General features: G+C 45.3%; 23 protein-coding genes. 7 read left to right on the forward strand and 16 right to left on the reverse strand.

Annotation, left to right across the window (positions count from 1 at the left end):
* Window positions 1-403 precede the first annotated feature (403 nt).
* From LK536_RS33290 to LK536_RS33315, 6 genes are all read right to left on the reverse strand, one after another.
* The gene (locus tag LK536_RS33290; protein WP_227795117.1) at window positions 404-1,567 is read right to left on the reverse strand and encodes a class I SAM-dependent methyltransferase; all 1,164 of its coding nucleotides are present in this window, start codon (window positions 1,565-1,567) and stop codon (window positions 404-406) included.
* Between the two features lie 39 nt (window positions 1,568-1,606).
* Entirely contained in the window at window positions 1,607-2,353 is a 747-nt protein-coding gene (gene gpmA / locus LK536_RS33295; protein ID WP_474912144.1) for a 2,3-diphosphoglycerate-dependent phosphoglycerate mutase, read from the reverse strand.
* A 361-nt stretch (window positions 2,354-2,714) separates the two neighbouring features.
* Window positions 2,715-3,113: a HEPN domain-containing protein gene (locus LK536_RS33300; protein WP_227795119.1), complete on the reverse strand. Its 399-nt coding sequence runs from the start codon at window positions 3,111-3,113 to the stop codon at window positions 2,715-2,717.
* Window positions 3,101-3,430, reverse strand: a complete 330-nt coding sequence (locus LK536_RS33305) for a nucleotidyltransferase domain-containing protein (protein ID WP_227795120.1) — start codon at window positions 3,428-3,430, stop codon at window positions 3,101-3,103. The genes LK536_RS33300 and LK536_RS33305 overlap by 13 nt, the downstream gene beginning before the upstream one ends.
* 95 nt (window positions 3,431-3,525) lie before the next feature.
* Window positions 3,526-4,707 carry a sensor domain-containing diguanylate cyclase gene (locus LK536_RS33310; RefSeq protein WP_227795121.1) on the reverse strand — a complete coding sequence of 394 codons (1,182 nt, stop codon included), beginning with the start codon at window positions 4,705-4,707 and terminating at the stop codon, window positions 3,526-3,528.
* A 15-nt stretch (window positions 4,708-4,722) separates the two neighbouring features.
* Window positions 4,723-4,983 (reverse strand): hypothetical protein, encoded by a 261-nt coding sequence (locus LK536_RS33315; protein WP_506092071.1) that lies wholly within the window; start codon window positions 4,981-4,983, stop codon window positions 4,723-4,725.
* A 587-nt stretch (window positions 4,984-5,570) separates the two neighbouring features.
* On the opposite strand from LK536_RS33315, the gene LK536_RS33320 reads away from it, so the two are divergent.
* The gene (locus tag LK536_RS33320) at window positions 5,571-7,583 is read left to right on the forward strand and encodes an MATE family efflux transporter (protein WP_227795123.1); all 2,013 of its coding nucleotides are present in this window, start codon (window positions 5,571-5,573) and stop codon (window positions 7,581-7,583) included.
* 476 nt (window positions 7,584-8,059) lie between these two features.
* On the opposite strand, the gene LK536_RS33325 is transcribed toward LK536_RS33320, so the two are convergent.
* The 4 genes from LK536_RS33325 to LK536_RS33340 all read right to left on the reverse strand — a co-directional run bounded on the left by LK536_RS33325 (window position 8,060) and on the right by LK536_RS33340 (window position 14,101).
* Window positions 8,060-8,866 (reverse strand): hypothetical protein, encoded by an 807-nt coding sequence (locus LK536_RS33325; protein ID WP_227795124.1) that lies wholly within the window; start codon window positions 8,864-8,866, stop codon window positions 8,060-8,062.
* Window positions 8,867-8,972: 106 nt separating this feature from the next.
* A complete protein-coding gene (locus LK536_RS33330; RefSeq protein ID WP_331472093.1) occupies window positions 8,973-10,136 on the reverse strand; it encodes a DNA alkylation repair protein in 1,164 nt (387 codons plus the stop codon).
* A gap of 55 nt (window positions 10,137-10,191) precedes the next feature.
* Entirely contained in the window at window positions 10,192-12,039 is a 1,848-nt protein-coding gene (locus tag LK536_RS33335) for an extracellular solute-binding protein (protein WP_227795125.1), read from the reverse strand.
* Window positions 12,014-14,101, reverse strand: coding sequence for an ATP-binding protein (locus LK536_RS33340; protein ID WP_227795126.1), 2,088 nt, complete (start codon window positions 14,099-14,101; stop codon window positions 12,014-12,016). Before LK536_RS33340 ends, LK536_RS33335 begins: the two co-directional genes overlap by 26 nt.
* A 542-nt stretch (window positions 14,102-14,643) precedes the next feature.
* On the opposite strand from LK536_RS33340, the gene LK536_RS33345 reads away from it, so the two are divergent.
* From LK536_RS33345 to LK536_RS33355, 3 genes are read left to right on the forward strand one after another with little or no spacing between them, the layout of a single operon-like run.
* Window positions 14,644-14,874 carry a helix-turn-helix transcriptional regulator gene (locus tag LK536_RS33345; protein ID WP_227795127.1) on the forward strand — a complete coding sequence of 77 codons (231 nt, stop codon included), beginning with the start codon at window positions 14,644-14,646 and terminating at the stop codon, window positions 14,872-14,874.
* Window positions 14,861-15,277, forward strand: coding sequence for a DUF2178 domain-containing protein (locus LK536_RS33350; RefSeq protein ID WP_227795128.1), 417 nt, complete (start codon window positions 14,861-14,863; stop codon window positions 15,275-15,277). The genes LK536_RS33345 and LK536_RS33350 overlap by 14 nt, the downstream gene beginning before the upstream one ends.
* Window positions 15,278-15,294: 17 nt before the next feature.
* Window positions 15,295-15,588 carry a DUF6442 family protein gene (locus LK536_RS33355; RefSeq protein WP_227795129.1) on the forward strand — a complete coding sequence of 98 codons (294 nt, stop codon included), beginning with the start codon at window positions 15,295-15,297 and terminating at the stop codon, window positions 15,586-15,588.
* Window positions 15,589-15,651: 63 nt separating this feature from the next.
* Here LK536_RS33355 and LK536_RS33360 read toward each other — a convergent pair whose 3' ends face one another.
* From LK536_RS33360 to LK536_RS33370, 3 genes are read right to left on the reverse strand one after another with little or no spacing between them, the layout of a single operon-like run.
* On the reverse strand, window positions 15,652-15,819 hold the full coding sequence (locus LK536_RS33360) for an HPr family phosphocarrier protein (RefSeq protein ID WP_227795130.1): 168 nt from the start codon (window positions 15,817-15,819) through the stop codon (window positions 15,652-15,654).
* Between the two features lie 13 nt (window positions 15,820-15,832).
* Window positions 15,833-17,134 carry a histidine kinase dimerization/phospho-acceptor domain-containing protein gene (locus LK536_RS33365; protein WP_227795131.1) on the reverse strand — a complete coding sequence of 434 codons (1,302 nt, stop codon included), beginning with the start codon at window positions 17,132-17,134 and terminating at the stop codon, window positions 15,833-15,835.
* Window positions 17,135-17,190: 56 nt separating this feature from the next.
* A complete protein-coding gene (locus tag LK536_RS33370) occupies window positions 17,191-17,901 on the reverse strand; it encodes a response regulator transcription factor (protein WP_227795132.1) in 711 nt (236 codons plus the stop codon).
* Between the two features lie 203 nt (window positions 17,902-18,104).
* Between LK536_RS33370 and LK536_RS33375 the strand changes: the two genes are divergently transcribed.
* From LK536_RS33375 to LK536_RS33385, 3 genes are read left to right on the forward strand one after another with little or no spacing between them, the layout of a single operon-like run.
* Window positions 18,105-19,067: an ABC transporter ATP-binding protein gene (locus LK536_RS33375; protein WP_227795133.1), complete on the forward strand. Its 963-nt coding sequence runs from the start codon at window positions 18,105-18,107 to the stop codon at window positions 19,065-19,067.
* Window positions 19,064-19,825 (forward strand): ABC transporter permease, encoded by a 762-nt coding sequence (locus LK536_RS33380; protein WP_227795134.1) that lies wholly within the window; start codon window positions 19,064-19,066, stop codon window positions 19,823-19,825. The genes LK536_RS33375 and LK536_RS33380 overlap by 4 nt, the downstream gene beginning before the upstream one ends.
* Window positions 19,826-19,838: 13 nt before the next feature.
* A complete protein-coding gene (locus LK536_RS33385; RefSeq protein WP_227795135.1) occupies window positions 19,839-20,561 on the forward strand; it encodes an ABC transporter permease in 723 nt (240 codons plus the stop codon).
* A 197-nt stretch (window positions 20,562-20,758) separates the two neighbouring features.
* On the opposite strand, the gene LK536_RS33390 is transcribed toward LK536_RS33385, so the two are convergent.
* The 3 genes from LK536_RS33390 to LK536_RS33400 form a co-directional block, all read right to left on the reverse strand.
* Window positions 20,759-22,021, reverse strand: coding sequence for a serpin family protein (locus LK536_RS33390; RefSeq protein WP_227795136.1), 1,263 nt, complete (start codon window positions 22,019-22,021; stop codon window positions 20,759-20,761).
* 87 nt (window positions 22,022-22,108) lie between these two features.
* Window positions 22,109-22,738 (reverse strand): hypothetical protein, encoded by a 630-nt coding sequence (locus LK536_RS33395; RefSeq protein WP_227795137.1) that lies wholly within the window; start codon window positions 22,736-22,738, stop codon window positions 22,109-22,111.
* Window positions 22,739-22,802: 64 nt separating this feature from the next.
* Window positions 22,803-23,948: a hypothetical protein gene (locus tag LK536_RS33400; RefSeq protein WP_227795138.1), complete on the reverse strand. Its 1,146-nt coding sequence runs from the start codon at window positions 23,946-23,948 to the stop codon at window positions 22,803-22,805.
* Window positions 23,949-23,952: the final 4 nt, after the last annotated feature.

Raw genomic sequence — 23,952 nt, forward strand, 5'->3', positions numbered from 1 at the left:
TGCTTTTTTATGATGGCATTTTATCTGGCCCATACTTCCACCATACGAAGAAATTCGACAAGAAACAGAGCCTTTTATGATAAACTCAACGCCACGAATTTCCTGCATTGTTTCATTTCTGGCTGACAGCTTTTGACGTTTCCCTAAAGGGTAGTGGAAAACAGTCCATCCACAATGAATATCACGGGTTTTCAGTGATATGCGTGTCTATATAATTCCGATTTATAATGGCTAAATCCATACTGGAAAAAATGAATCATCATATCCGGTGCCTTTGCTGCTGCACTGATAAAAAATAACAGAATAAATGGAAGCTCCTGGATACGACTCCAGGAAACCGGACACGCCGCTGTACCTGACTGAGCGAAGTTCTTCGTCATTCACCCTACCCATACTGATTAATCTAATACCATCTGACGAGTGGCAGCCGGTTATTAATACCCTCTGTAAATAAGATCTGATGCAGGTCTATAATTCCATTATGGAATGTCGCTGCACAAGCAGATAAGTATAAATCCCACATACGCACAAAACGCTCATCAAACAACTTCCGCACTTCACTGATATGTTCCTGGTAGTTCTTTTCCCAGCAGAGCAATGTCCGGTTATAATGGTTACGCAGATTCTCTACATCAATCGTATGGAACCCATCCTCGGCCGCACAGGAAAGCATTTCACGGAGGCTTGGTACTGTCCCGCCTGGAAAAATGTATTTCTTAACCCACGGGTCTCCTGCATGCTCTTTTAAGGCGCTGATAAAATGCAGGAGGAACAGCCCGCCTGGTTTTAACACTTTATTTGCGCAGTCCATAAAAAGCTGGTAATTATCACGCCCTACATGCTCAACCATCCCGACGCTTACGATCCGGTCGAATTCCCGGCCGGATTTTGGCAGGTCACGGTAATCCATCAGTTCCACCTCGATGAGCTGTTCCAAATGTTCCTCGGTAATCCGCCGCTTAAATTCTTTGTACTGCTCCTGGCTCAATGTAATCCCCATTCCATGCACACCGTACTTTTTAGCAGCTTCAATCAGCAGGAACCCCCAGCCGCATCCAATATCAAGCAGGGACATCCCCTCTTTCAGATACAGTTTTTTTAGGATATAGTCCACTTTGTTGACCTGGGCCTGGAACAGGGTATCTTCTGGATGTAAAAAGTAGGCACAGGAGTAACTCATCGTCTCGTCCAGCCAGAGCTTATAAAAATCATTGCCGATATCATAGTGGCTCTGCACCTCCTTCTGTTGGTTCTTTTTTGTCGTTGATGAGAACATGAGTTTTTTAAGTGCTGATTCATCCGTGGAGAATTTATCCATCTGTCCTAAAAAGTGATCCAGGGCATAATAAAGATCTCCTTCAACTTCCAAATCCCCATCCATATATGCCTCCCCTAATGCAAGAGAGGTGCTTGTCAGAAGGGAAGACAGGGGAATCGGCTTCTTGAAATCCACAGTAAACTCCGGCTCTCCGGTTCCTATTCTGTACTCCTTCTGATTTATCTTTACACAGAATGGGTATTGGTCAAATTTTTTAAAAAATGGTATTAAAACGTTTTCTTCCAGCATATTAAATTGTCCTTTCTAAGTAAGTAATCCGTCATGGTGTTATCCTGTTATTTTTCCCTGATTGGCGACAGCCTGCATTTTGGCCTGGATTGCTGCATAGTCACCTAAGTATTCTTTCGCTTTCACAGCAAGTCTTTTATCTAAGTGATAAACAAGCGGAACACCTGTCGGCAGGTTCAGTCCAACAATTTCCTGCTGGGAAAGATGTTCCAGATGCATGACCAGTGCACGGAGTGAATTCCCATGCGCAGCAATCAGCACCCTCTCATCCTGTTCAAGTCTCGGCCTGATTTTCTCCTCAAAATAAGGAACCGCACGTTCTATCGTATCTTTCAGGCTTTCCGCGAGTGGCAGGGTATCTGACGCCACTGTCCGGTAAGGAGGCTGCCTCGCCGGATTCCGTTCATCCTGTGGCGCAAGCGCCGGGGGCTGGACATCAAAAGAACGGCGCCAGATCTTCACCTGTTCCTCCCCATATTTTTGGGCTGTTTCAGACTTGTTCAGTCCTTGCAGCGCTCCATAATGGCGTTCATTCAGCTTCCACGTCTTGATGACGGGCAGCCATTCCATATCCATTTCCTCCAAGGTAAGGTTTAAGGTATGGATTGCCCGTTTTAGGTATGATGTATAGCAGATATCAAAACCATATCCACCATCCTTCAAAAGCTTCCCTGCCTGCCGTGCTTCTGCTTTCCCTGTATCAGACAGATCCACATCCGTCCAGCCAGTAAACAGGTTTTCTTTATTCCATACGCTCTCGCCGTGGCGGAGCAGTACTAATGTAATATCCTCCATGTTGATCTCCTCCTTCGTATCAGTTAGCTTCCGCTAATCGCATTTTGAATATTAAAACATAGTTTAGTCCTTTTTTTTTAAGAATGCAAGACCGTCAAAAAAAATAATTTTTCAATATCGTTTTCCACTCCTAAGGGAATCTATAGTAAACAGTTGCTTGAAAAGGGAGAATCACAGCTTTCCTGCCTTGGTGTCATAAGCTGACAATCCGCCTTTCCACTAAAAAAGCTGCGGATCTCCGCAGCCATTTCTACAATAAAAAAGCAGTTGCCAAAAACAACTGCTTTTCTGGTTATGCATCTTCAGTCCATACTTCTATGCATATATTTTCTTGCCTATTAACCTAATACTCTTAAAGAACCTGCTTGTTCTGCAGATACCTCATAACCTCTCCGATAAACTCCTTGGCCCTCTCAATCTGCTCCTCCGCGTCCTGCCTTAACGCAATAAAAAAGTCCGAATATTCTGATTGCTCCCGCATAATAGAAGCACCCTTGATTATTTTAGAAGCCTCCTTTGCAAAGATTCCTGTCTTTACAAAATTCTGGTTAAAATAAGCGATAACCCCGCTATGTTTGCTGGAATCAAATCCTTCCAATGCTGTAATTGCACGCATCGCATGAAAAATCGAATAATAGGAACAGTTTAGCGACGGTTTATACATACCACTTGAGACCATTTCTTTTGCCGCAGCCAAGTCTTCCAATGCCCGCTGATAGCGGTATTTTGCTAATGTCTCTACGCTGCCCACAGTACAACCCCTTCCTCTTTCACATTTTTATAGAATGGCAGGGTATCCTCCCACTCCAAAAAGTTTTTATAGTCAATATTCAGGACGGAGAACACCTGATCATATTCTAAATCCATATCTACCGCCAAATTTACCATGCGATTGTGCATATCTTTTGTTTCCTCACCATCCAATAAAACTGCTATGTCTATATCTGATTCTTGGGTATTGGTTTTACGGGCAAATGAACCATAGAGCAAAACCCTTACCAGTATGTCCCCATAAATATCACGCAGACCCTTTACCAGCTTATCAAACATTTCTTTATTCTCGTCCACGCCTTTTCCCTCCTGTCTTATTATATGGATATTGTACCGTATTTTAGGATTTTATTTAATCCATGTGTGTATGAACCAATTTATCCGATGCCACACTATTTCCTGTTTTCGCAAGGTGGGCAGCGCTTGATTATATATCCACATTTACCATTATTTTTTGCCTCATACATAGCAGTGTCCGCCAGGTTTTCCAACCGTTCGGCTGTAATCTCTTCGAGGCAGGATCCATTAAAATCTACGAACACCACACCAATGGAACAGGCGATTGGAAGGACCTCACCGCTGCCGCGCAGGACGAACTGGCTGCGGGCCGGGTCATTGACCCATTCCAGGCAGGACTCCAGCATTGCCAGACGTTCCTGATTCTCTATGATTGTCAGGAATTCGTCGCCCCCTATCCGTCCCACAATCCCACCTGTCTCATGCGCCAATACGGAAGCGATGTACAGCAGCGCCTGATCACCTACGCTATGCCCGTAGTTCGTATTAAATGCCTTAAAATCATCTACATCCACAAACAGCACAGCCATGGGGGAGCCGTCTGACTGGTGACGGCTTATGGCGCCGCGAAGATACTCACGAATGTTTTCGGCATTGAGCACATGGGTCAGGGCATCTCTCTCTGCCTTTTCCCGCAAAAGCCGTTCCTGTTTGGCTTTATAAAGATTTTCCGTCTCAATGAAAGAGAGCAGTTCATTGATTTTCTCCGACAGGGTCCCCAGCTCGTCTTTCCTGACAGCCCTTATGCGCAGGGAATAATCCTGCTTTTGCTGGATCCCATCCAGCGTATCGGATATATGCTGGACAGGCCAGACAATCCGCTTGTACATAAACCGTTCCAAAAGCAACGTCGATATGGCGCACAGAAGCACCAGGGTCCCAATAAAAAAGAATGAAACCTGTCCTTTATTCAGAAACAGGTCCATATTCACGGACAGCAGGACGCGCCAATCCGTATATCCTACATTGGAATAATATGTAATATAGGTGTTTCCGTCAACCTGATAGTTGAAGCTCCCTTTTGGATATTTTTTAAAGTCAATGGCGTCATATTTTTCATGATAGTCCTTCCGCTCCGTATCGGTCGTAACGAAAGACTCCCGTCTATCCTCCTGTGTACCAGCGCTGATGATATTCTGTTTTCCGTCCAGAAGATAAAAGGTGGATTCATTCCAGAGCTTTGCCTGTCTACGGATATTATCGTAGAAATCCAGATTAATCTCTGACAGGGCATAGCCCAGAGATGTTTCCCCATCCGTGATTTTCGCGATTGCCACGACCGACTGGACTTCCTAGCCATACCGTTCATAGGTTAAAACATTGGAGATATAAAACGGATTCCCCTTCATCCGTTCAACCAGCATATCAAACCCTGGATTGGCAAAAGGCGCATAATCCTGCGTGCTGCATGCAACCAGCCGATAGTCTGTATCGAGCAACGCGACACAATTTAAGTATGGGGTAGCCTGCGCATAGGAATCCAGTATGTTATCAAGGTATTGGAGCATATCCTGATTTAACTCCCCATGCAGTGCTGTCCTCGTTACCTTCATACTGCCCAGAATATTCAGGTTGTTTCTTTGCAGTTCGCAAAAATCACTCATTTCCGCAAGTTGGGAATTTGCCACAGCTTCAAGACTTTCCTGGATTACCTTTTTTAATTTGCTACTATATGTAAATGATAGTAATGAACTGAATATCAGAAATGGAACAATAACCAGAATAATAACCAACCGATACATAGAACTCCGTATATTCATTATGCATTTCCCTTCAAACCCTTTTCTATTCCATCAATTATATCATATTTTGCAAAAAATGGACTACACATGGTTAAAAACTTTCCTAAGCTTTCCAGATAGTGCAGCCAGAACCAATGGACAAAGGGACTTTATATGATTACAACAGCCATTGCATGGGCAGAAATTCTTGTAAAAACCACTTTATATCCGTTTGTTTTCGGCGGATAATATTGCTTGACTTTTCGCGAAAAAATATGTTATCATGACTAAGTCGGACAGCTAAGTGCGTAGAATTCCAAATGGATTCTACGCACTATTTTTTTGTCCTTCGTAGTTTTTAGGTAGCTTTTCTCTGATAAAGACTCCAAATCTTGTATGCATTCATTAGGAGGAAGATCATGGAACAAACAAATCAAAACCGTATGCTTGGTGAGGAAAAAATTTCAAAACTGCTGATAAAATTTTCAATTCCCTGCATACTCTCGCTGCTCATCAGCGCACTTTACAACATTGTAGATCAAATTTTTGTCGGCAACAGTGAGTTGGGCTACCTCGGCAATGCGGCCACAGGTATTGTCTTTCCAATTCTCATTATCACGCAGGCCTTTGCATGGTGTATCGGTGATGGCAGTGCCGCCTATCTTAGCATTTGTCAAGGGAAAAAAGATACACAAAATGCGCACCATTGTATCGGTACAGGGATTATGATTACGCTGATTCTTAGCATTATCATGTTAGCGTTCTGTGCGGTATGGAAAGAGCCGTTGCTCCGGCTGTTTGGCGCCTCTGACCAGACGATTACAATGGCAATGGAATACTTTACGATTGTACTTTGCTTCTTTCCGGCATTTATGCTGATGAACATGATGAACGCTGTCATTCGTGCAGATGGAAGCCCGGCTGTTTCAATGGCATCTATGTCACTGGGCGCAATTTTGAATATTATTCTTGACCCGATATTTATCTTTTCGCTAAACTGGGGGATTGCAGGTGCTGCATGGGCTACCGTCATTGGGCAGACAGTATCTTTCCTTGTCAGTGTACTGTACTTTTTTAGAACAAAGAGTTTTCGGCTGGCGAAGGGCAGCTTTATACCACATTTCAAAATTTTCAGTAATGCCTTAAAATTAGGTGCATCTTCGTTTATCACGCAGATGTCCATCGTTGTCATTTCCTTAGTCTGTAATATCATGCTTGCAAAATATGGATCGTTGTCAATTTATGGGCAGGATATCCCCATCTCGGTAATCAGCATTGAAACAAAGGTGTTTACCATTGTCATCAACATCGTTGTCGGTATTGTCCTGGGCGGGCAGCCAATTTTAGGCTATAATTACGGCGCAAAGAAATACAGTCGGGTTAAGGAAACGTACCGGGCGATTTTAATTGCAACGCTTGTTGTCGGCATTGTGTCCACTTTGATTTTTGAGATTTATCCGCAGGGTGTCATCAATATTTTTGGCTCTGGAAATGATACTCTCTATCTTGAATATGCAAGACGGACATTCCGGATTTTTCTGTCACTCGTCATCTTTACCTGTGTGATTAAAATGTCCTCAATCTTCTTTCAGGCTGTGGGCAGGCCAGTTATGGCGGTCATTGCGTCTTTGACACGCGATATTGTCTGCTTTGTACCGCTTGTGATACTAATTCCGTCTATTTTTGAAAGAAATCAAGCTGGTAGTGGTATTAACGGAATCCTGTTTGCTGCGCCCGCGGCAGATCTCATTGGCATGATTGTTGCCGTATGCCTGACTGTCCACTATTTTAGAACAATGGAATCAAGTGAGGGCCTCGAACCTGTCCCGGAAAATGCGGTAATCCGTCCATCGCATAAAGGAGTAATTGTCACAATCGCCCGTGAGCATGGCTCCTGTGGTAAGCGGATTGCACAACTTGTAGCAGAACGGATGGGGATTGCCTGTTACTATAAGGAAATGACAGCGCTTGCCGCACAGGAAACCGGGTTAGACCGACATTTTGTATCTGACATCAACGAAAACTCCCCGGAATTTCTACGTTCCCTGTATCTAAGTACAACCGTTATACAGCAAGCGATTGTGGCACAGGAACAGATTATCCGTAAGATTGCCGATAGTGGTTCCTGCGTCATAGTAGGCCGCGCCGCTGATTATGTCTTGAGCGATTATCCCGATGTGGTTCGTATATTCATCTATGCACCCAAAGAATACCGCGTCAAAAAGATAATGGAAATGTATGGCGATACGGAAGAAGCAGGCCGAAAAAGCATTGCCCGCTCTGATGCGGCACGCTCCGCATACTATAACAGCATTTCCGGCGGGGAATGGGGGAATCCGCATGGTTATCATCTCTGCATTAATAGCTCTTGTGGCGTGGACGCTGCTGTCAGCATGATTTGCGATTATATCAAGCTGCGAAGAGTGGTTTAATTTACCATTCTTAGTAAGGCGTATTATACTACCTGGCTGTTTCTATGGTAACAATCAAAGCAAAAATGAGAAACATTTTGCGATTTCCACTTTTTCACCTCTGCAAAAACCTGTAAACTCCTCCTGTTTGGGGCGCCCCCAATCCCCTGACAAGAGTCACCTGCTCTCCTCAGTGAACACTCCGCAAGTGGCTTGGCAGCACGCCCTTATAAACAAAAGGATTCAACAACTGGGATGATGGGTGTTCCTCCATTTGAAAGTATCCGTAGGGCGCGCAGAATCCTGGTTACGATAAACTGGTTGCGAAAAAAAAGACCGTCGCTGGCGGTCTTTTTCTGGAGTTTCTGTTTAACGGTACCTTCGTCATCCCTGGCACTCTGGACCCCCCCTGACCCTTTCCCAGTTCCAACAGACGATGGGTTAAAGCAGGGTATATAAAAGGAGAATCAGGCACACAAAAGCTGCTCTTTTTTGATTTACTGATAAATCTGATTAATCTTCCAATAACCATTTACCTTTCTCAGGTTTATACCCGAGTCACCGCCCATCATAACTCCTGCCTCCCCTACTTCCTGGAGCTTTGATACATCTACCTGATCAATCGCTTTTAATAACTTTTCTGTAAAAACGTTCTTCTCCCCAAGGTTTATCAACTGCTGCTGCGTACTGATATCCTTATTCGTGCCATCCGCAAAGGAAACGGTCATAGGGTAATTGCACATTCTGGCAAGTGTATCCAGATTCCCATAGGAACATGTTTTCTGAATCTGCTCTCCCATTTCTGCCAGATTGCTGATATTCACTGCCTGTGTATCTGTGTTTGCGCCTGCATCCAGATAGAAATTATTGATTTTCCATTTCCCCTTGAATTTAAACAGCGCAAGGCCGCAGTCCCCACCCATCTGCACTCCAGTCTCACTGTTGCCAGTCAGTTTGGCCACATTCGTGGAGGCTATCGCATCCAACATCCCTTCTGTAAAGAAAGTTCCGCTGCCAAGGGCTAAAAACTCGGATTTATCCTTCACTTCAGCCAGACTTCCATCCGCATAGGAAATAGACACCGGATAATTGCATAATTTCGACAGCTTCTCTAAATCCAGCTTATCATACGCTTTCTGTACCTCTTCCGCCGCATTTCTCATTTTCTGGGTATCTGAGCTTTTTGAACGCGCTTCGACTCCATAGGTCTGGTTGCCCTTTGCATAAACAGGGGTGGCAGGTATCACACTCACCATTACAAGGGTGCACATCATAACTGCTGCATTTCTTTTTGTGATTTTCATTGTCTTTATTCCTCTTTCCGCTTCTTATTTTTATTACGTATAATCTTTAGACGCAGGAACAGGGGAAAAAGTTTCATCGTTAAGATTTTTTTCACATCCGCAAAATTCAAATGGCAGGCAGTACCTCAAAATCCAGTTTCCCCTGCTCAGTGCCATTGACAATAAGTGTAATGGAATGGATTCCGGGATAATGCTTTCTTGAACTTAAATCTGCAAAGGAATGAGTTTTTATATATGTCTTTTCTTGATTTTCCATGAATGATGTATCGGATATCTGGAATATTTTTCGGTTTTGACCACCATTCGCTTTCACATAATGAATGCTATACTCCATCCGTACCTTAGATGCTTTTTTCGCCCTGATTTTAAAGGAAAAAATCATATTCTCCCCAATGGAAATGGATGCAGCTCCCAACGCGAAGTCATAAACCTCCACACAACTGGCATCTGCAACCCCAAAGAGATCCAATACAGCCTTATTGCCCTTTTTTAGAAGTGTCCTGCATCCATGTTTTAGGATCCAATCTGTGTACTCATTTTTACCATACCAATCCATTGCAGTTTCTACAACAAGGTCAGGATGTGTTTTTGAAATATCGTTTAGGTTATTAGCCACGCTTTTACGGACATACAGCGATGGGTCTGCTTTCAGCTGATTCAAAATACCAAGAACCAATGATGGGTCCCTTTTAAATCTGGTCAATGCCGGCCCCCATGGTAATGCAGGCCGGCAGCCCTCACTGGCAAGCCGCCGGACATACTCATTGTCATTCCCGGCCCATACGGACATCTGTGCCATCATACGCTCTTCATGGTTTATAATAAACGGCCTCACGGCAAACTCAGCGGTTGAGTATTGGGTATACTTCTCTAATGCAACAATTGACAAATTCCAATAGCGCTCATCCTGCCCATAAACTTCAACAAAATCCGGGAAGTAAATTAAAGCATTGTCATTAAACCCTGCGGGATAGCCCGCAACAACCTGATCAAGGATGGCAAGCGCCTGTTCATAATCATTTGGCAGATATCTTCCCAGATTAATGGTAATCTGCCGCATACGGCCTTTCAGTGCCAGGCCATCCCATGTTTCGTCCATAATGCTGCTTACAAAATCACTATCCTGAAACGAATGATATACCGCCTTAATGCGTAAAGCCAATTCATGGATTGATTTATGATTATAATATCTGTCTTTCATTAATTCCGGCATCTGCTTCCTCATTTCATTTAATACATCTTCTCCGCCGCCCTGTTCAATAACCGCCATTTTGGCACAAGCCCCACTTCAAGATTCGTTCAGATCCAATTGGTGGATTATTGGCCTATTTCAGTGAATGTTCCAGTGGCGCCAGCGGGGAATTTGCTATGAAATAATCCCGCACTACCTCAACTGTAACTAACTCCGTAATCTGTACCTTCCCCAGTTCACCTATCTGGTCAGAATAGTCGCCTTCATCCACGGCCACAGTATAATAGGCTGTATCTTCAAAAGCGGAGCCATCCTCAAATATAATCTCCCTTACCGAACCATCTTTGTCCTTGATAACTGTAATACCGGCGGGAATATATGGAAACCCTTCTTCGCCTTCCCCGGCAGCATACCCTATTTCCAGCATTTTTTTAATCTCTTTGCCAGAAAGTGTGAGAATGCAGACAGGCTCGTTATAGTTGGCTGGAACAAGCCCGGGGACTATATCATGTGAAATATTCCCCTGGAAGATCCGTCCGCAGACACCTGATCGATTCTCTACGCCATTATGATAACCGCCCAGGGAAACCAGACCAATATCCGTCCCAGCCGCCTTGCGGAAGGCATCCGCTTGAAGCTGTGCTGTTTCCTCCTGCGTGAAGTCCTGGCTGGCTGTGGCTATTGCAGGAATTCCTTGATTCTCAAGATAGTCACTCTGAAGCTGGTCCATAAGCGCCAGCACATCGGTGCCGTTACATTTGCCCGCTACCCAGTCCTGCACCTTTTCCCCTACGCCGACAATGACAGGCTCGTATCCCGCGTAAGCCAGTGTGGAGGTATGTCCGTTCTGCAGGACATCATGCACCTCATAGAACGGGGAATTTTCCGAAATAGTGGTATTTTTCAATGGGGATACATAGTTGTCTTCCATTGTTGCCAGCGTAGACATCCCCTCCTCCGTGGATAAAAAAGACATAATGTTCAGTGCATCTTCCAGCTTCTGTTCATTGCCCGGTTCGGACAATGTCCGGGACAGACCGAAATAACGCAAAGGAAGCGTAATCAGCACGGAATCATCCTCCCCGTGGCCATAAAAAGGCATGATGCCGTATTGATCCCCGCTGCCGTCCTCATTCTGTGTGAACCGAACGATAGTACCGGCATTCAGATACATGGCGGACTTCCGTGTACGAAACCGGTCTCTTGCCTCCTCGTAATTGCGTTTCGTATCCTCTTCGTCCAGAAAACCACAGTCAATCAGTTCCTGAAGAAGCCCTGCCGCATCTGCCAGTCCCTCCTCTGCCGTGGCTTTCCCTTCCTTAAAATCCTGCTCCCACTGAATGCCGTCCGGGGTGGAGAGAAAACCGGTCTTTGCAAATGTAAACAGGTCAAAAAAGCCGTTTCCGGGCAGTTCAAACTGCGCCGATACCGGATCCAGACCCGATGCCTTGATTTTCCGTGTCAGCTCCTTCAGTTCCTCAAAGCTCTGTGGTTTTTCCCAGCCGTTTTCCTCAAACAGGGTCTTATTATAATAGAGTCCAATCACACTTCTGGCAATAGGCACCAGATATACGGCCCCATCCAAGGATACCTGGTTGATGTCAGCGGTTCTGTAATTACTTAAAAATTCATAGCCGGATAAATCCAGCAGATATTTTTTCTGTTCTTCGCGCATGCCGAAAACACTCATAGGAAAGATATCCGTCGGCTCCCCATGCTCCAGAAGATACTGGGAATAACCAGTGCCATTTCCAGATGTATAACTGACAAATTCCAGATTAATCTCCGGATACTCTTCCTTAAGGGCCTGCTCAAATTCCTGGTAGTTCATTGCCGATGTCAGTAGCGTGATTGGCTCATGCTCTTTTTGATCCGTATCCGGAGATACCTTCCCGCATCCTCCCAACAATAAAGCGGACAGACCTGCTGCCACCGCCAATACAGTTAACCGGATTTTATTTTTTTTCATTTTCTTTGCCATTCTTTCCCCTGTTTTTCTCATAAACTAATTCACTCAATGTCCGGATTAATTCATCCCGTTCAATGGGCTTTGCCAGATGCCTGTCCATGCCGGCGGCCATCGTTATCTTCCCGTCTTCCGCATATGCATTGGCAGTCATGGCCACGATGAGAATCTCCTTAGCATCCGACTTCCCACTGGAACGGATGGCACGGGCCGCCTCCACGCCATCCATAACCGGCATCATGACATCCATGAGAATAATATCGAAGCTCCCCGCTTCCTGCTGTACGAACTGGTCCAATGCCTCCTGACCATTGAATGCCGGGGTAACCTGCATTCCACATTCCTCCAGGATATAACATGCAATCTCCATATTCAGTTCATTATCCTCTGCCAGCAGTACATGCAGACCGGACAGATTATCCGCCTCGCCATCAGAAGGGTTTATCTGGACAGGGGCTTCCTCTATGGGCAGACGCAACCGGACTATAAAGGTGCTCCCTTTACCAATGGCGCTCTGCAGATTAATTTCCCCGCCCATCAGGTCTACCAGCTGTTTGACAATCGACATGCCTAAGCCTGTACCGTTATACTTGCTCCGTGCCACTCCTGCAGCCTGGGAAAAAGGTTCAAATATCTTCTTTTGGAATTCTTCACTCATTCCGATTCCGTTATCACGGATAATCACGGTAAGTTCACTCTCGCCAGAACTGATGGTTCTGTCCTCTGCTAAAAATTCAACCTTGCCTTCTTCTGGCGTAAACTTAATGGCATTTCCCAGAATATTAATCAATATCTGCCTCAGGTGCAGTTCATCACCCAACAGATAATGACAGGTAACTCCGGAAAAGTCCTTATACAGAACAAGCTTCTTTTCCGCCGCCTGTCCCGCAACAACGCTGTAACAGCCATCTAACAGATCGTCTAAGCAGAAGGGAGCGTTTTCAATTTCCACTTTGCCGCTCTCAATGCGGCTTATGTCCAGGACATCATTGATCAGGCCAAGCAGATGACGGGAGGCTATGGAAATTTTGCCCAGGCAATCCGTGACTCTCGACTGATTCCCCATATTCCGCAGGGCTATATCAGTCATCCCCATGATACCATTAATCGGGGTACGGATGTCATGTGACATATGGGAGAGGAACACCGATTTTGCACGATTGGCCTCTTCTGCTGCCTGGGCAGCCTCTGCCGCCGCCTGGGCAGCCTCCCGCAATGCCGCATTGGCCCGTGCCTGCTGCCGCATGATCCGCTGTCCGGTGCGATAATATATGGTCAGAAATATAGTCAGCGTGACTGCCACAATGATGATGAATGCAATGATGCCCGCTCCTAACAATACCATATTCATGAACTGCTGCATCTTTACGTTGATACCCTCTGCCGGAACAAGGCTCAGCAGGGACCAGTTATTCCTCCCGATTGGCGAACAGGTCACATACCATTCCCGGCCATCAGGAGCGGAAAATTCCAAACTACAGGTTTTTTCTGCAGAAACAGCCTCCCGCAGCCCCTCATAGGAACCTCCATACTTAAATTTTACGGATTCCAAAGGCTTAAGTATGTTATATATATTTCCAATCAGCTCGCTGGCCCCCTGCCCCCGGTAGACGCCTGTCCCTTTATTGCTGATGATATAGCTTTCTCCCTTCCCGTTGAAAGAAGGGACGCGAAAGGTCTCGCTGAACAGGCTCATATTCCGCACAACCGCAACATGAGTCAGAACAATACCATCCTCTAATGAAACTGATTGGGGCATCCTCTTCATAAAAACCATCTCGTCATCGCTCTTCTCAGAGGTTGGCAGTGTCGTAATCTCAACCTGATTTTCCGGAGCCTCATCACTGATCATGGCAATGCTTCCAGCCCATTTAGCCTGATTTCCTTCCGCGTCATAGTATCTTCCATCCTGATTGAATACCAACAGCGTAAGCCCCGACTGTGAAAATGCTGCCTGCTCCTGTGCAATATATGCAGATAAATCTACCACCTCCTTAATTTTCTCATTAAGGAGGTGGTTGGCAAAGATATCCGAAAAATACCACTGTTCACTTGAAATCGTGTTCGTACTGGACACAATTTGGGCCGTAATCTCCTCAAGATAAGCAGTGCGTTCCGTATAGATCTGTTTCTCTAAAGCATGGTAAAATCTGAAAATAAATAAGAGCACTATAACAATTAAAACAATGTTGACCAAAATAAGGGTTGACAAAGGGTGAAACGTTTTCTTTTCAGAATTTTCTGATTCTATCCGTTCCACCGGCCATTCCGCTTTTTGCTCCACTTCCCCACCCCCTGCAATATAAGTACACTTATGTGCTTTTTCTTTTATATCCTATAGCGATTATACTTTATTTACAATAACAATGCAATATTGCCTTTTTGCCTGACAATCGCCGGATTCCACATGAAGGCATCAGGTCTCCCAATTAACAGATATCTGATGTTTTAATTACTCATTTTTTTATTAAGATTTAGATTATTTTACGATAAGAGGAATATGTCAAAATAAGCTTGTACCTTCCTATTTTTCATGAAGTAAACTTCATATTTTGTTGACATTTATTAATGAATATGCTAATATGAAGTTTACTTCATATATCTAAAATAGGGGAAATTATGAAAACAAAAGTTAAAGAACTACGAACAGCCGTTAAAATGACACAACAGCAGCTGGCCGATTTGGTCCACGTTTCTTCACGGACCATTATCTCTATCGAGAAAGAGCAATACAACCCCTCTCTTATGTTAGCCTATCGAATAGCTGAGGTGTTTGGTGTAACTGTTGAGGAATTATGCTGTCTAAAAGAGAATAAGGAATTGGAGGATAAACAATATGAAAATCTATAATAAAAAGAAATTTGGCTCTGGTTTGGTTTGTATCGTTTTAGGCCTGTTGAATGTAATAGCCTGCATGAATACTGGTTTTGATATAAGCGGTATGATATTAATTCTGGCTATTATGTTCATTGGGGGCGGATTGATCATACGCAGCATTTCATGCAATCTGTCAAAAGAAGATAAATTAGAAGAAATGGATGAGCGTAACCAGCTGATTGAACTGAAGACAAAAAGTCAATCCTTTCGGTTAACACAGTGGATTTGTTTCGGACTCATGCTTGCTTTTCTTATTATGGCAAAAATATCCGGGGAAAAAACATTTATCGGTATGGGAGTCGGACTTGCATTTGCATATACCATTTCCATGTTTACAGAGATTTTCACTTACTGCTATTATGAAAAACATACTTAAAGGAGGCAGCCGCCAATATGAAAAAGAACTTACAGTGTCCATTGAAAGATGAGCGTGACGAGCAAATTGATGTCCGTTCAAAATACCATGCTTTAGATTTTTTAATAGCTGCAACACAAGTATTAACTGTGATGTGCCTTATAAAAGGGAATCCCGCGTGGAAAGGCAGCCTGTCCACCCTGTTTTTTGGCGGCGCGGCAATGCTATTTTATAAATATGACAAGTATGAGGAAAAAACCTATATTCATATTGGAATCGTGTTAGGCCTTATTGGAGCCGCCTTACTTGTTTGGTTTGGAATCACAGGATAAAATGGAGTATCTACGTGCAGGTACAGGATGCCAGTATTGAAAAAATCTGTTGACTATTCTGTTTCAAACAGCAGGTTTCCCAATCCCCAATCCCAGCACGCCAAGAATTGATTTTGCATCAATCACATATCTACCAAGTACCATGTCAATATCAAAAGAATATTTTGAAAGAATCCCAATTAATTCTACAGCGTCGCGCTCTGTTATTAAAAAAATCATCATTTCCGTCATATATTTTGTCCTCCTACTGTTCCAACGCTTTCATAACTGGTTGAAACCTAACCTCAATTTCCTGTCCATCCTCTTTAACAGAGATATTTCCCTCATGAGCCATGATAATCTGCCGCACAATCCGCAGCCCCATCAGGTGTACATCCCTGTCAGGCATCTGTCCCTCATTTAAAAAACGGCAGATAACCGATGGAATGCCCCGGCCGCTGTCATAAAATACTACGCAAGGACAGCCGTCCTCCAGCCAGGCACGCACCCCCAGGGTACATCCATCTTCATTATGGCGGACTGAATTTCCCAGAATATTCCGGAATGCGCGGAACAGAAGCTGTTCATCCGCTTCAAACGGGAATGTCTCAAATTCAGGCTCAATACAGATGGACAGCGGATAATGCTCCGCCTGTTCCAAAGAGTTCAGTAAATCCGCAGCGACCTTACGCAGGATTGCTGCCAGGAAGACCTTTCTCTTTCGCAGCGGCTGTGCATGATACTCCAGCTTGGATGCAAGGTTCAAATCCTCAATCAGATTCCGGATGCGGATGCTCTGCGCACGGATCAAGCCGGCCTTTTCCCGGATTTTTGGATCTGTATCCGATTGGCGCTCTATCATATCCGCATATCCCATGACCAAGGACAGAGGGGTGCGTATATCATGGGATACCCCGCTGATCCACTCCGTGCGCGCCTCATCCCGTTTTTCAAGCTGTTCCCGCTGCGCGGTCAGACGGTCGGAGGTCCGGTTGATGGTATAGGCAATCTCCTTCATGTTCCCGGTTTCCGCCAGATGGACGCTCCCTCCTGACGCCAGCTGTCCAATTGAATCCGCGATCATCCGCATCCGTCTGTAATAGCGGAATCCAGATACCAATAGAATCAGAACCGCTGCTACTAATGTAGTGATAAAGCTCAATGATAGGAATGTAAAAATCCCCTTTAACTGATTCATATCCTGATGGACTGCATAATTCCATATGCTCCCTTTGGGATAGCCGACCACTAAAAGTCCCTTCTCCCCGCCCCATACATAAACCGGATAATCATCCAGATACCAGCGTGTAAAAGAGGCAACCTGGGAGGTTGTGTATGTGTGGTTTAACTGCTCCGGCAGCTGATAGCTCCAGAACGGAGTTCCCGCATTATCCAAAAGCACGGCAAAGGAAGCGCCCATCTCCTGCAGGCAGGCGGCCGCCTCCTGCCCGTCTTCATCTACCGCCTCATATACCCGGGCGATGGAATACCTCTTTCCGCCGCTGTCATTATCATATAGCTTTGAGGTAATGACGGCCAGCAATACAAACTGCAGTAAAACAAACATAAAAATGATCACCAGTGCCGTAACAATATAATTAAAATAAATCCTCATCAGGCTTTTCATCTGTTCATTCGATACCCTAATCCTTTCACCGTAATTAAAAACGCCGGTTCCGATGGCTTCTCCTCTATCTTTTCCCGCAGTTTGCGGATATGTACCATCAGTGTATTCTCATAATCAATATAATTCTCTCCCCAGACCGACTCCGACAGGACATCAAATGTCAGTATCCTTCCCCGGTTTTCCAGAAACAGTTTCAGAAGCTGGTATTCTTTATTCGTCAGTGAAATGGTTCTTCCTGATCCGTCCAGAACCCTCACCACCCCTGCAGACAGGTCCACCTCCCGGTCGCCCAGACGGTAACATTCTGACTGCTCCTCCAGCCGGTAGGTCCGTTTTAAGATAGCCGAGATGCGCAGTACAAGTTCCCTTGGCAGAAATGGTTTCGTCATATAGTCATCCGCTCCCAAATCAAGTCCCTGGAGCCGGTCCTCATCCTGATCCCGAGCGGATAAGAACAGAACCGGAACCCGCTGATTTTCCAGCACTCTCTTGATCCGCTGGAAGAAAGAAAACCCGTCCTCAAACGGCAGATTGACATCCAGAATCAGAAAGTCCACATTGCCGCCCTTTATCCTATCTTCTGCTTCCCGGCAGGAAAAGGATGTCTCCACATGGGAAAAACCCTCCTGCCTACAAACATTTTCCACCAGGCTACATAGCTCCTGGTTGTCATCCACCACTAAAATGCGCGCTTCCGTAAGCTTCATTCCAATCACCTGCCTTTTGGTTTATTATAGCCGATTTACCGTGACTGGGAATCACTTTTTCAATCATTTAAGGTAAATTTAAGGTTAGAGTAAGGAAGACATAAGGATGTTCCGGTATCCTAAATCCTATAGAAAGCGGCGTCAAAGAAAACGGAAGATGCTCTGCACCTTAATGCCGCCTGTCTGACAAGGAGGATAACAAAATGGCACAATATATCATTGAAACCAGCCAGCTTACAAAGACCTACCGGGGTACTCCTGCCGTGGACCATCTGGATCTTCGCGTTCCGGAGGGCGCCATTTATGGATTTCTAGGCCCCAACGGCGCAGGCAAAAGCACCACCATGAAAATGCTCCTGGGATTAATCAGCCGGGACGGCGGGAGTATCCGCATTGGCGGAACAGAGCTGAATGACCGCAGCCGCATTTCCATCTTAAAACAGGTAGGTTCCCTGATTGAGAACCCTTCTTATTATGGCAATCTCACCGCTTATGAGAACCTTCAGATCAGCTGTATGTTGAGGGAGCTTCCTTACACGGAGATTGACCGGGTCCTGTCCATCGTGCGCCTGGACGGGCAGAAAAAGAAACGGACCGCCCATTACTCTCTGGGTATGAAGCAGCGCCTTGGCCTGGCAAATGCCCTCTTAGGCGCTCCCAAACTGGTACTTTTAGATGAACCTACCAATGGACTGGACCCGGCCGGTATCCATGAGATGCGGGAGCTGATTAAGCGCCTCCCGAAACAGTTCGGAATGACGGTGATGGTGTCCAGCCACCTTTTGTCGGAAATGGAACAGACCGCCAATCACATCGGCATCATATCAGGCGGACAGCTGATATTCCAGGATGCGATTGCCATGCTCCAGGCACGCAGCACAAGCCAGATTTACCTGCGCACCTCGGATGACACAGGCGCCGCCTCCCTGCTGCGGGAAGATGAAACGCTCTCCGGCCTGCTCTGTGAAAAAAAGGATACCAATTCCTCTGACAGCTTCTGTTATTTCACCGCCGACGGCATCCGCCTTCCCTTCCTTCCGGACCGGATACTGGCACAGGTCATCCGCAGCCTGCTGGACCACGGAATTGAACTGTACCGGGTGGAGGAAAAGCGGCAGAACCTGGAGGATATCTATCTTGGCATGGTAAAGGAGGCGGGACTATGAGTAAAAAGACAGAATTTACCCTGGAAATGCGCAAACTGCGCCGTCGCCACATCCCGCTTCTGTTCCTGATGGTATTTGTCCTCATCACGGCCTGGACCTACTGGTGTATCGATGACCTGGATGTCTCCCGTCTGAATGATGTAAGCGCCATGGTATTCACCAACCTTCTTCTGATGAACACGATTCTGTGTCCCATTGTCATGGCGGCCCTGGCCAGCCGGATGTGCGATATGGAACAGATGGGGAATACCTACAAATGGCTCTGCACCATGCAGAAACCGGAGCATATCTACCGTGGAAAAGTGATGGCAGGCAGTTTTTATATCCTCCTGTTCACCCTGATGCAGACGGTTCTGTTCTGGATCATTTCACAGCCATATGGCGCGGGTATCTTGTCACGTCTGCCGGGATATTTTACAACGATATTACTGACCTCTCTCTGCATCTTTATCCTTCAGCTGAACCTTTCTCTCAAGTTTACCAATCAACTGACGCCTGTCTTTATCAGTATCGGAGGCACGTTTACCGGACTGTTTTCCTGGTTCCTGAACCGATGGCCGCTGCGATATCTGATTCCATGGGGCTACTATGCGTCACTGTGCAATGCCGGGTATAACTATGATGAGACAACACGGTATACTACCTATTACTGGGATATGTATCCATTTCTTTGGATGGCTGTCTTGATTGGCGCAATTATCATCCTATACCGCTATGGGCAGAAACATTTTTTAGAAACGGTCCGCGAAACCATATAAGGAGGAAAATCTGATGATCGTAAAAGCAATCATATGCGAACGCATGAAATGCAGGGGGACCCTGATATGGCCGGCCTTTCTATTGATTCCCGTCATACCAATTTTACTCGGGGCGGGGAATTACCTGTCCAACCTGGAGATTTTGAAATCCGGCTGGTACTCCTACTGGACCCAGGTGACCTTATTCTATGCCACCTTCTTCTTCGCTCCCTTAATCGGAGCATACTGCGCATTTTTGTGGAGATATGAGAATTTCAACAGCTGCCGGAATACCCTGTTCGCCCGCCCGATTCCATACCGCACCATCTACTTATCCAAGTTCCTCCTGGTATGCGCCATCTCTGCTATGACCCAGATATGGTTTGCCCTACTCTTTATTGCCTCCGGGAAGCTCATCGGCCTGCCGGGCCTGCCGCCCGCCGCCCTCTGTTTCTGGATGATCCGCGGACTGGCTGGCGCCTTTGTAATCGCAGCCCTGCAGTTTCTGGCTGCCACTGAAATACGGAATTTTACCACCCCCATTGCTATCGGATTAGTGGGCGGCGTTACAGGCATGATTGCCGCCAATACCAAGGCAGGCATCCTCTGGCCCTATTCCCAGATGCTTTTAGGTATGAATTCCAACAAATCGGAGGATGTGCTGGGACAGAATGCCGCAATCTTCTTTGTGATATGCGTGGTTTATCTGCTGGGGGTATCTTTGATAGGGATTAAAAGAATAAAGCGGAATAATTGAATTCAATAAAACAAAGATATCTTTAAAATAAGCAGGCTGAAAGAAAAAACAGCCTGCTTTTCATTTGAAGCCTATTACCTTCTTTTATCCATTTTATGGGGCCTGCCTGTGCATTTTCTTCACTGACAGCGTTTTATTCTCTGATTCAAATTCCGGACGGAGTTGCCCCGTTTAGTGCCAAATTCTTTTTACCACTGTCAGTTTTCTATATCCATCATGGTACCGATAAATATGGGGGTATTCGTATTGCAGTCGATTAGCATATAAAGGAAGGGGCGGTCGAGATATACGGTTTTATAATCCTTCGGCTCTATGGCGCTGCCTTCTGATTTCATTTCCACAGCCGTCGAAGCCCCAGCCTTCGTTCCTTGTTCATCCACGGCAATATAAGTCTTGTGCAGCACGCGGGAAATATAAATGTTCCCATCCACTGAATGACCGATACCGGAAAAATCTGCCGCGGCAGGGTCAAATGCATCCATCATTCCCATCCCCGTAAGGATACCGCTCATTTCCGCGTCATATTCGCTCCCAAATTTAGGAATGGCCGCATTGACCTGAATCTCTTCTGGGGTACTGAGAAGAGCCAACAGACCATCTCCTGTAAGAGAAGAGATATAGTCCGCTACTGAAACTCCCTCATTGGGCAGCAATACAGCAAAAGCATACTTCCGGTCTGTGTAGTATTTAATAAACCCAGTGGCATTTTCATCTTCCAGATAATCGGATTCTTTTGAATACATCAGTTCTATATTTTTTGTAGTTCCGTCTTCCAGCGTAAACACACCGTCCCGCACCTGATTTTTTTCATAAATGTTCTGCCACTCCGCATCAAAGGCAATTGCATTAACAAGGTACATGACCGAATCAGCAGAAATTTTATCCACAATTTTCTCAATCATGCCATCTGTATGATCATTAACCCAGCCGTTCATATCTTTTAATGTACTGTCATCAAAAGCTGCCTTAAAGATATCTGCTCCATAATAATCAGCATTGGTTTGTAAAAATTGTGGCTCCACAGTAAAACCTTCGCTGTCTTTAAACCAAATGGAATTGGCTATATGCAGTTTATATTTTTCGCTGGACGGCAGAGTGTCTTTGTATGCGAAAAGGGTTGTATTGACATTTTTAATGGACATGCCAAATGTATCTTCCATCTGCATAAGCGTATTACCACCGGCTCCATTTACAGTCATACCGAGAGCATTCAGGACAGACAGCGGGGAAATCAAAATGCTTTCTCCTTCTACAGCACTTTGCTTGAAAAGCCTCACTGTAAAATCAGTGATGGCTCTGGAATCTTCCACGGTGTTGTCCGTTTGCGTAGTGACAGAATCGGCCGATATATCCTCCATCAAGTCTTTCGTCCCAACTTGTGTACTACAGCTGGAGAGGACTGGCAGCAAAGATAATGCTGCCACAAGGCATAGAGTTTTTACCGCTGTTTTTTGTTTCATTATGTTGTCTCCCTTCCTCATTTGCCACATTCTTCTTTGCCAAATGTATAATCAAATATACCGTACCTATTCCTATCGTTCTCACAATTATCCGGCTGTCGGACTGGTTTCCTCCCCGGCTGCCGCAGTCTCCCCTTCCAGCTGATTCCAGAACAGGATATATCCGTCCATGTATATCATTTTAATGAAGAGTTCCCCATTTTCACCAATTACTGGGGTCATAGTCAGCTGTTCTTCCTGTACATCCGGTTCATATGTGGTAAAGTCAGCCGTAATCATGTCTCCCTCTAATTTCCATGTGCCTTCTCCGCCCTGGTTGATTGATATATAGTAAGAAAAATCACCATTTTCAGAAAGGACCATTTCATGTCCCATATGAATTCCGCTTCCAAATTCCCCCAGAAGAGACATTTCATTCGCCGCTTCTGTCTTCTGGGCATTGATGTGCCACGTGCCGGCAACATCCTTTACCTCATAATCTCCTCCGTGTTCTGCTGTAGCTGCATCTGTATCGGCAGCTGCCGTAATGCTGCCGGTGACTTCCTGTGCAGTTTCATCGGCTGTGGTGCTTTCCACAATATCTGCCTCCATCGGGGTAAATGCTTCAGAAGTGACTGTCTCTGCATCAGCCGACATACTCTCCGGCAGCGGCTGTTTTGCCTGGCAGGCAGTAAGAAGCACAACGCCTGCCACAATCATAAGTCTGTATGAATTCACAATCTCACCTTTCCCGGCCAAACTACTTTTGGGTTCAGCCTGTCAAATTTTCTTATTGATTACGCTAATTATCCTCTGCAAACGGAATAAATACCGGATGCTCATAGACATACTTGTCCATGATTTCCATCGCCCTCTCTTCGCTTATGGGTTCCGCGTCCTCCGCATCATATTCAGACTTTGTGGAATAAAACCAAGGATGGTCCGCATCCCTCATCCCATCATATATAACTGCTTCCACCAGATGGAGTTTTGATTCTTCATAGGTAAAGTAAGAGTAACTGGAATTACCAGCGCCACTGGACCCCTCATTAGCAAGCATCCCATTTTCACAGAGAAAATATCTGTTCCGCTCCCATCCCTTTAACACACGGACAGGCTTTCCATTATAAGTTGTATAGATTTCATAGACGACACCATCCCACATATCATCCGGATTGTTTCCGTTCTCCCCAAAAATCAGTTCGTCTATTCCGTTCCCATCGATATCTTCTATCAAATATCCCGATATCTCATAAGTCCCAGTTGACATAAGTGCAGTGCTGAAATCGTAATCCATACGTATTTTATCATTATGCTTTACGATATATTCTCTTGCGGCCGCTATCAGTTTCTCATAAGAATCGCCGTCTTTTATCCGATACTCCCAATCACCGTCCTTCCCTTCTTTAAATGCGGTGAATCCGTTATAATAATTAAACAGATACACGGTGCCGTGTTCATCTTCTGCTTCCATATTAAATTCTTTAGCAGCTTCTTCGTCAATTACAGACAGGCTGCCACCTTTAGAAGGTGCCAATATCTGCCTGGAATTGGTAATCGTGTTATCTGGACTTACATCAATGATATTGACACTCCCCTGTTCCGGATCATCTTTCAGCGCCCCAAAAACTGCAATTCTATATCCTGCGTCAGCTGCATGAATCCACTGGTTTTGTATGATGACATCTGGTAAATAGCTGTCCCAGAAACCATCCATATCCTCACCGTCAATAACAAAGATATAGGGTTCCTCTAATTTTAAGTTCTTATCTGTGACTTTCTGTTCCTCCGGCTGCGCGCTGCTCTCTGCCGGGGTCTTCTCCTGCGAAGTTTCCACAATCTCAGTTCTGCTGTTTGCCATAGGCTTTTCCGATGCACAGCCAGATAATAAAATAGCTGCTGCCATAGCCGTCAATAATAAACCTGCAATCTTGTTTTTTGTATACACTCTT

The organism is Clostridium pacaense, from assembly GCF_020709765.2.
Classification (GTDB): domain Bacteria; phylum Bacillota; class Clostridia; order Lachnospirales; family Lachnospiraceae; genus Enterocloster; species Enterocloster hominis.

Coding starts and splice junctions, on each gene's coding strand:
- LK536_RS33320 (WP_227795123.1), top strand. CDS start 5,571: ATGGAACAAACAAATCAAAACCGTATGCTTGGTGAGGAAAAAATTTCA.
- LK536_RS33375 (WP_227795133.1), top strand. CDS start 18,105: ATGGCACAATATATCATTGAAACCAGCCAGCTTACAAAGACCTACCGG.
- LK536_RS33370 (WP_227795132.1), bottom strand. CDS start 17,901: ATGAAGCTTACGGAAGCGCGCATTTTAGTGGTGGATGACAACCAGGAG.
- LK536_RS33315 (WP_506092071.1), bottom strand. CDS start 4,983: ATGAAGGTAACGAGGACAGCACTGCATGGGGAGTTAAATCAGGATATG.
- LK536_RS33335 (WP_227795125.1), bottom strand. CDS start 12,039: ATGGCAAAGAAAATGAAAAAAAATAAAATCCGGTTAACTGTATTGGCG.
- LK536_RS33325 (WP_227795124.1), bottom strand. CDS start 8,866: ATGAAAATCACAAAAAGAAATGCAGCAGTTATGATGTGCACCCTTGTA.
- LK536_RS33345 (WP_227795127.1), top strand. CDS start 14,644: ATGAAAACAAAAGTTAAAGAACTACGAACAGCCGTTAAAATGACACAA.
- LK536_RS33350 (WP_227795128.1), top strand. CDS start 14,861: ATGAAAATCTATAATAAAAAGAAATTTGGCTCTGGTTTGGTTTGTATC.
- LK536_RS33380 (WP_227795134.1), top strand. CDS start 19,064: ATGAGTAAAAAGACAGAATTTACCCTGGAAATGCGCAAACTGCGCCGT.
- LK536_RS33385 (WP_227795135.1), top strand. CDS start 19,839: ATGATCGTAAAAGCAATCATATGCGAACGCATGAAATGCAGGGGGACC.
- LK536_RS33355 (WP_227795129.1), top strand. CDS start 15,295: ATGAAAAAGAACTTACAGTGTCCATTGAAAGATGAGCGTGACGAGCAA.
- LK536_RS33365 (WP_227795131.1), bottom strand. CDS start 17,134: ATGTTTGTTTTACTGCAGTTTGTATTGCTGGCCGTCATTACCTCAAAG.
- LK536_RS33360 (WP_227795130.1), bottom strand. CDS start 15,819: ATGACGGAAATGATGATTTTTTTAATAACAGAGCGCGACGCTGTAGAA.
- LK536_RS33390 (WP_227795136.1), bottom strand. CDS start 22,021: ATGAAACAAAAAACAGCGGTAAAAACTCTATGCCTTGTGGCAGCATTA.
- LK536_RS33330 (WP_331472093.1), bottom strand. CDS start 10,136: ATGGCGGTTATTGAACAGGGCGGCGGAGAAGATGTATTAAATGAAATG.
- LK536_RS33290 (WP_227795117.1), bottom strand. CDS start 1,567: ATGCTGGAAGAAAACGTTTTAATACCATTTTTTAAAAAATTTGACCAA.